Annotated in this window: 5 protein-coding genes; 1 reads left to right on the top strand and 4 read right to left on the bottom strand. The window is 47.0% G+C overall.

Annotation, left to right across the window (positions count from 1 at the left end; all coding sequences use genetic code 11):
• From GF404_07935 to GF404_07920, 4 genes are all read right to left on the bottom strand, one after another.
• On the bottom strand, positions 1-197 hold a 197-nt coding region (locus GF404_07935; GenBank protein MBD3382111.1), incomplete at its 3' end, for a DNA repair protein RadA.
• A gap of 55 nt (positions 198-252) precedes the next feature.
• Positions 253-1,611, bottom strand: coding sequence for a response regulator (locus tag GF404_07930; GenBank protein ID MBD3382110.1), 1,359 nt, complete (start codon positions 1,609-1,611; stop codon positions 253-255).
• Between the two features lie 23 nt (positions 1,612-1,634).
• Positions 1,635-3,881: a GHKL domain-containing protein gene (locus GF404_07925; protein ID MBD3382109.1), complete on the bottom strand. Its 2,247-nt coding sequence runs from the start codon at positions 3,879-3,881 to the stop codon at positions 1,635-1,637.
• A 192-nt stretch (positions 3,882-4,073) separates the two neighbouring features.
• On the bottom strand, positions 4,074-6,338 hold the full coding sequence (locus GF404_07920; protein MBD3382108.1) for a hypothetical protein: 2,265 nt from the start codon (positions 6,336-6,338) through the stop codon (positions 4,074-4,076).
• 295 nt (positions 6,339-6,633) lie between these two features.
• Here GF404_07920 and GF404_07915 point away from each other — a divergent pair, with 295 nt between their 5' ends.
• Entirely contained in the window at positions 6,634-7,104 is a 471-nt protein-coding gene (locus GF404_07915) for a DUF2087 domain-containing protein (GenBank protein MBD3382107.1), read from the top strand.
• Positions 7,105-7,231: the final 127 nt, after the last annotated feature.

Here is a 7,231-nt window from a genome sequence, read left to right as displayed (position 1 = left end):
CCTTCAATTTCGGACAGGCGGTAGGTGGTGACCTTGCGTTTCTCGGACCGGGATTTTAAGCGTGATTTAGTCTGGAGCTGTTTTTCCTCGGTCAGGCTGTTCCATTCACCGCAGGATGAACAGCGCCCCATCCACTTGGAGTAGACCGCCCCGCAGTTCTGGCAGACATAGACCTGTTGTGACGACGCTTTAGCCATGTCAAGAAAATACGAAATTGTGTAGATTCGGTCAATAGCGACGGATCATATCTGTTCAGGATGTTGTGATCCCGAAGCTCTTGATCCATTTGCGCAGGTTGGCGGGGTCGACTTTCAAAAGGCGGGCGGCGGCGTTGGTGTTGTTCCGAGCCTCATGCATCGCCTCGATAATGCAGTTGCGACGGAATTCGCGGGTACGTGCGGCCAGCCCTGTACCTTTTTGACTGGATTCATTTTCAATTAACTCGTGGCCGAGATATTCCTCGACATCGCTGCCGAAAATAATATCCGAATCAGCCAGGGTGATAAGCGTTTCAATCGTGTCTTTTAACTGGCGGACATTGCCCGGCCAATTGTAATCGAGCAGAACATTTAATGCACTCTGATCGAAGTATACCGGCATCCGATCCTGTTCTACCGTGATCTGGTCGCAGAACTTTGTCACCAACAGGGGGATATCTTCCTTGCGCTCACGCAGAGGCGGGAGGTGAATCACCACACCCTTGAGCCGGTAATAGAGGTCTTCGCGGAACTTATTCTCGGCTACCAGTTGTTCGAGATCATGATTGGTAGCGCAGATGATACGGACATCAGTTTTCTTCAGGCAGGGTGTTTTGCCGACTGTCTGGAATTCGCCCGATTCTATCACCCTCAGTATCTTGGCCTGCGTGGTGATATCCAGATCACCTATCTCATCCAGAAAAACAGTACCGCCGTCGCCGTATTCGAACAAACCGATCTTGTCGGACACCGCTCCGGTAAACGCTCCCCTGCCGTGGCCGAACAGTTCCGATTCGACCAGGTCGGGTGGTCTGTGGTTGCAGTTGAAGATGACCAGGTGATTGTCACTACGGCAGCTGTGGTTGTGGATCGCGCGGGCTACCAGTTCCTTGCCGGTACCGGTTTCACCCAAAACCATCGCCTTGGTATCGCTCAACGCCGTCTTCCTTATCAATGTGTAGATCTTTTGCATCGCTACTGATTTGCCTGTCATACCGTAGGATTTTTCAGCTATCTGCGAAATCCGTCCGGTCTCTTTTTTTGACACAAATGTCTCGTAAGCGTTTCTGACCGCGCGTGTGAGCTTGATACTCGATTCGCCCTTTTCGATATAATCGTAAGGTTTCTCGCCGGCCTCGATTTCATCCTCGGAATACTGGCCGGGATAACCTGTATGAAAGATGATCGGTATATCAGGATTATGGTTCCTTACCGCCCGCGCCGAAGTGATACCATCCATGTCCGGCATCTTGATATCCATCACAACCACCGCGACCGAGTCGTCCGATTTTATGACATCGACCGCATGCTGACCGCTTTCGGCCCGGATGATTGAAAATGAATCCATGAGAAGGATCTCCAACCCCTCCAGGACCTGTAAATCATCATCGACAATAAGTACTCTGTAATCCATAGAATCGTCCAGTTTGAAAGTAATCAATCAGTGTATTTCTTTAGCAGTATCCTGACAGCTGTAAACTCATTCAGTTTGCTGTCGACGGAGATTGAGCCTCCGTAGGTTTCTATGATTTTCTTTACCATAGTCAAGCCGATTCCGGTTCCGCCGGAGGGTTTTGTCGAGTAGAATACATCGAAAATTCTCTCTAATGAATCCGGCGGGATTCCAGAGCCATTATCCCTGAATGAAACCTCTACGTTTTGTCCATCGACATGTGTCTCGATCAATATATCCGCGTTTTCGCTATCTGTCAAGGCATCCAGCGAATTCAAAAGCAGGTTATTGAACACGATCTGGAGCTGGTCGGTATTTGCTGTTACTATTGCAGGAAAGTCGATATCCACATTTATTTTAACCTTTTGGCTTTTAATACGGTGATGATTCATCTCCAGGGTCTTTTCAATTACGTTTTTCAGGTCGACCGCCTCCGGATTGTGGATATCCTCGATTTTTGTGTACTGTGAGATAGCACGGGTCAGTTTCAGCGCACGTTCAACTGCGTTGTCAGAAAACCGCGCCAGTTTCTGGGTCATAGCCGGATCTGAAGACCTGGAAGAATCGGTTTCGATCAATTTGCTCAAAGCATTGCGGGCCGGGGAGAGGGCATTTCTGATCTCATGAGCGAATCCTCCGGCGATATCCTGCGCCTGGCGATATTTTTCCTGCGCAATTATCTTTGCCTGGGCTTCTTGAAGCTTGAGGTAGGTCTTGTCCAGTTCCATTTTCTGATCGCGAATTGTGACCAGGTTGCGTTTGGTTTTACTGCGGTAGAAGTTCATGACCAGCAGACCCATAAAAAGACCGGATATGATCGTCATAATATAGATCTGGTTATTATGGTAGAAAACAGATAATTGCTGGCGAAAGGGCTTTTTTTCTATGCGACCTATGGAATACTTCGAACCATTGGTCAGAATCAGATGGAGCCCACCGGTTTTCTCGATAGGTTCGAGCTGGATGAATTTTGAAAAATTATCCGGGAAATAAAGCAATTGTTTAAAATCATTTGTATAGATTCCTTTGGAGAGAATCAATGCGTTTTCGTGGCCGGGTATATCGATTGTCCCGATTATATCTAGATAAAAAGATATCGGATCGGATTCTGCAATAAACTCAAGATCGGTCGTATATGATCTGACATATTTCTCTGTAAACTGGACTAACAATCTTGGCCTTGTTTCAGAGTTTAAAGAGTGAAGCATAATAAAACTTGGAATCTCTCTTACGGTTGTAGAAGAAACCAGATTAAGATCATTGTCAATTTTAGAGATGTAGTTTCTGTCGGATTCCAGTTCTTCGGGATCCACTTGACTGTAGTAGCTATATATCGAATCTGGATTGGTCATAGGCAGGGAATGAAGCATATAGTATTGATTGGTTTGTTCGGCTCGAATCAACCTGGTTGGATTTGCGTTTATTGAGATTATCTTATTGATTACGACTTCGCCAGAGCTGTTTACTTTGGATAAGTACCTGAATCTGTCATCGTAAATACTGGCCGTGTACCCGTGCATGGGATTAATTGTATGGAATATTACCGCGGGATTTAACGAATCACGACAACTGTATAGTGAGCCGGATAGGAGTTTGGAAGAAACTTCAAGCATCCATTCAATCACTAAGTTCTCTGAGTTAATGCAAAAGAGGTAATTTGGAGTATGTTCCCGTCCGGAGCCTATCGATACGAAGATTTCTTTTACTCCGTCGTAATCGTAATCCTCAAATAGCTCAATTCGCATAAAAGGAATCCACTTACCATCACCGGTACCGTCCTTGCCTATCATCAGGATTCTTTTTTCAATTTCATTCGGAACTGTGTAGAGCTTAACTATCCAGGCCGTATCCTTTTGATAACCGATACTGATTACCGCGTTTATACCCTCGACTATCTCGGAACTCATTTCATTATCTGCGATCGTCAACCGTACCGCGTTATCATCTACGACTTTGCGGTTTGGATAGTGATATTCGGTGAAAATGGCCGGATCACCTTCATAGCCTTCGCCGTTTCTCACGGTGATCAACTTGTAGTTCCCGTTTGAATCCGGGCTCAGATCACAATGCATTGCATTATTAACCAAACCAGTTTTTCTACTGACAATTATGCTGATGTCCTCGACATACCTGTAAGGCAGATAGGCCGTGTCCTTACCGTCGTCGATATGCAGTTTGGCTGCTGAGGCAAATGGCGATAGCGCCATGAGTATTATTATCAGTATAATCAAAAAACCACACCCATTACGATTGCGAGTAACGGAATAATTCTATATTTTAAAGTACAATTTGTCAAGTGCTATCGAGCAGTTGAGCTATGTAGGTGCCGGAAATTCCAACGGCCCGCCTTTTGGGGGCAGGCCGTCTGCTTTTGAGAGCGGAGGAGAGATCCTCTATTCAGTGGAAGAAACAGAGGAATTTACTCAGACATGCAATAGATATTGTATTTTCATAAAGAACTGCCTCGATGACATATGCCAGCCTTTCTTATTGTCGATTTCATCCTCGAGATTGTCATAATCATAAGTTGAACCGAAGTAGAAAACAGTAAACGAATTAATACGATAAGTCAGGAGGGGATCGATATCCCAGCGATCTCGGAAGTCGTTGTACTGGGTGACCAGCCTGACTGAGATCTGGCGGTTGGCCTGGTACTGAAGTCTCGATCTGAATATATAGCCACGGTAGAATTCGGTATCGGTTTCTATATCTTTGCTCTGGGCGAATTCTATGCCGGGTTCGATGATGATCCGGTCTGTCGGTTTGAAGTATAGACTTAAATCGAATGAGGTCTCTTGTCCGATATCCATATCATAGCGAGCCACACCGTGACCATAGCGCGCGAAGAAGCTGTACGCCAGGCGACTTGACAAACGACTTCGGGTCCAGAACCTCAGGTTGTAAAGATCTTCGAATTGCTGACCCAGCCAGACTTCCGAGCCTCTCTCATATCCCATGCCGACATTAGTCTGAAACATCCGCAAACTGGCATTGTACTCCACATTGTAATTGGTCAGACGTATCGGGCCGTCAAACTCCCAGCGCCTGAAGAAATTGAAACTGGGACCATGCCTGGTGATAATGCTTTTTTGGGGAAAGAATGTATAGCCTGTAAAAGCTGATCCTGTGCGATGGCTGTTAATCGGGTCATAGCCGGTCTGTGTGCGATAAGTCGGACTGATCTGGTTGTAGCCGATCTGGGCATAGATGTTTCTGTTCTGAAAATGAATATGAGATACCATAGCAGTACCGTAATAGGATTCGCCGTCGAAAGCCACAGTGTGATTGCCGTTATCGAAAGTCATATCATCAAAATCCGAGGTTTCCAGGGTATCGTCCGGCTCCTTACTGTGGCTGAGTATATACTGGCCCTCGATGCCGATGTTCTTTGTCAGCCTGAGGTCCATATCGAATGCTCCAATTGTCCCGGAACCATCCTGCTCGTAGCGACGGTCGGAGGCGAAAAATCCGATATGCGAATTGCTTCCCACAGAGTGAAAAGCGCGCAGTATATTGACGAAGCTGTTGCCTGAGTTGAGAGTGATGGTACCCTCTCTCAGGGGAATTGTATATGGCGAATTCTCATCGAACGCGCTCACGAACGCATAGCTGGTCTTGTCGCTTCTGCCAATCAGCTTGCCGGCGAATTTTGGGTCGTTGATCGTACGGGTATAAAATGAATTGAACATCGTTCGAAACAGGTCCGCGCCTTCCTGGAAAAATGGGCGACGTTCCGGAAAGAAAAGTGCAAAGGTTGTGTTGACATCGATCTGGGCAGCGTCGGCCTCGATCTGGCTGAAATCCGGATTGTAGGTCACTTCGGCAGACATATTCGAAGATATGTTGTACTTGCCTGCAAGTGAGAACTCACCCAGTACATCACTGTTTGAAAAACCGGAATTGGGATCGTATTTATCATTGAGGTTTCCCGATTGATTGGCAACCAGCGTTGAAAGCAGCTCCAATCCATGACCGGAGTTGACTTGCCTGATGCCGTCGATCGAACCCCACTGGCAGGTCCAGCAATGTTCATCGCGCGTATAGGCCGCCCATGAATACTGATAAAAGCTTTCCCGTGGCCTCGAGCGCCAGAAATCGATTTTCCAGTTGTGCTCGCTTTTGCCGGGGAAACGGAGGCTCGAAAAGGGGATTGCCATCTCCACCTGATATCCAGAGTCGGTGGTCATAGCCGAGGATTGCCAGATCAGATCGAAGCTTTCGTCTTCACCAGCTACCGATGACCACAGCTTATCCTTCTGGATACCATAGGGATTGACAAAAAATTCATAGGCCCAGGCACCCTCTGAATAGGTGTCCAGAAGCAGGCAGACGCAGTCGTCGTTGTAAAACTGGTCACGCTGGCACATCGTGGCCCGCAGTTCATCGGGATTATCGTGACAGACGAAAGCGACATAAAAGTTGTCCTTATCGTAAGTCACATAGACCTCGGTCCTGACAGGCGGTTCGAGAAGCTCTCCCGGATTGCGCTCGTGAAACTGGTCGGCCCGTGTCGCCAGACGCCATCCCGGGTCGCTCAGGTCACCGTCGATATAGATTTTTTCGGATGTCGGGCTGGCAGTCATGTGCGGGTTGAAGACCGGTTCGAAACTGACATTTGCTGTCAGTGGTGCGGTCAGAGATAATACTACGGCCACCATTATGTAAGTACTTACATAATGTCGTTTCATTACCACTCCTTTGAATTATGTCTCTGTGTACGCTGAATCGGGCGAGAAAGTTTCAGCCACAGACGAAAATGTTCAAATTCTTTGTTTGAACTTCGATTGCTTGCAATAAAATCAGCTCAATTATATTGTTGATAGATGCATCCGCATGATATCGTGGAGAAGGTTCAAGAAAACTGCGAGAAAATGAACAAATTACTTGCAAAAATCAAACAATAGTATTAAATACTACGTTATTATACTAAATTATACTATAATAAAGCCGAAAGTATTTATAAATGCAGATAAAGGCGGTGTTATGAGCACAAATAAAGGTAGGACGGAGCTGAAGTTTTACACCACAGCCGAGGTAGCTGAATTGTTAAAGATGAACGTGCAGGTGATCGCCCGCAAGCTTCAGCATGGCGAATTGCCGGGGTACAAAATCGGCAAGGACTGGCGGGTGCGCGAGTCCGATCTGATCGCCTGGCTGGATAAGCATTCCAACCAGAAAAGCATGAATCCAGCCGAGAAAGTGATCGGGCGCTTCATGAAGGATGGCCGTTTCGGGACGATGCCGGTTCAGCGCAAGAAACGTCGCTATATCCTCGAATTCATCCTCGAAAGCTTCAAGCTCAACCAGGTTTACTCGGAAGATGAGGTCAACGACATTATCACACGCTATTACGATGATTACTGCTGGGTGAGACGGGAGTTTATCTCCGAGAAGATGATGTTTCGCAAAGACGGCAGTTACCGCAGAAACTCAGGTTACAGGTTTACCTGTTAAAGTCAAGGACTTCCCGGACAATCACCGACTGCTCGGTGGATGTCAGCGACGCCATGTTTGTATACAATTGGATATTCATAGCCGGCGCGCCGGCCCCGTACTGTATGTATGCCAGCGACGCTAACGG

This window comes from Candidatus Zixiibacteriota bacterium (assembly GCA_014728145.1).
GTDB lineage: Bacteria > Zixibacteria > MSB-5A5 > JAABVY01 > JAABVY01 > WJMC01.
This window is presented reverse-complemented; position numbering and strand designations above follow the sequence as displayed.

Excerpts from the sequence above, each read along its gene's own strand:
- GF404_07930 (MBD3382110.1), bottom strand. The coding sequence starts at position 1,611 with ATGGATTACAGAGTACTTATTGTCGATGATGATTTACAGGTCCTGGAG.
- GF404_07920 (MBD3382108.1), bottom strand. The coding sequence starts at position 6,338 with ATGAAACGACATTATGTAAGTACTTACATAATGGTGGCCGTAGTATTA.
- GF404_07915 (MBD3382107.1), top strand. The coding sequence starts at position 6,634 with ATGAGCACAAATAAAGGTAGGACGGAGCTGAAGTTTTACACCACAGCC.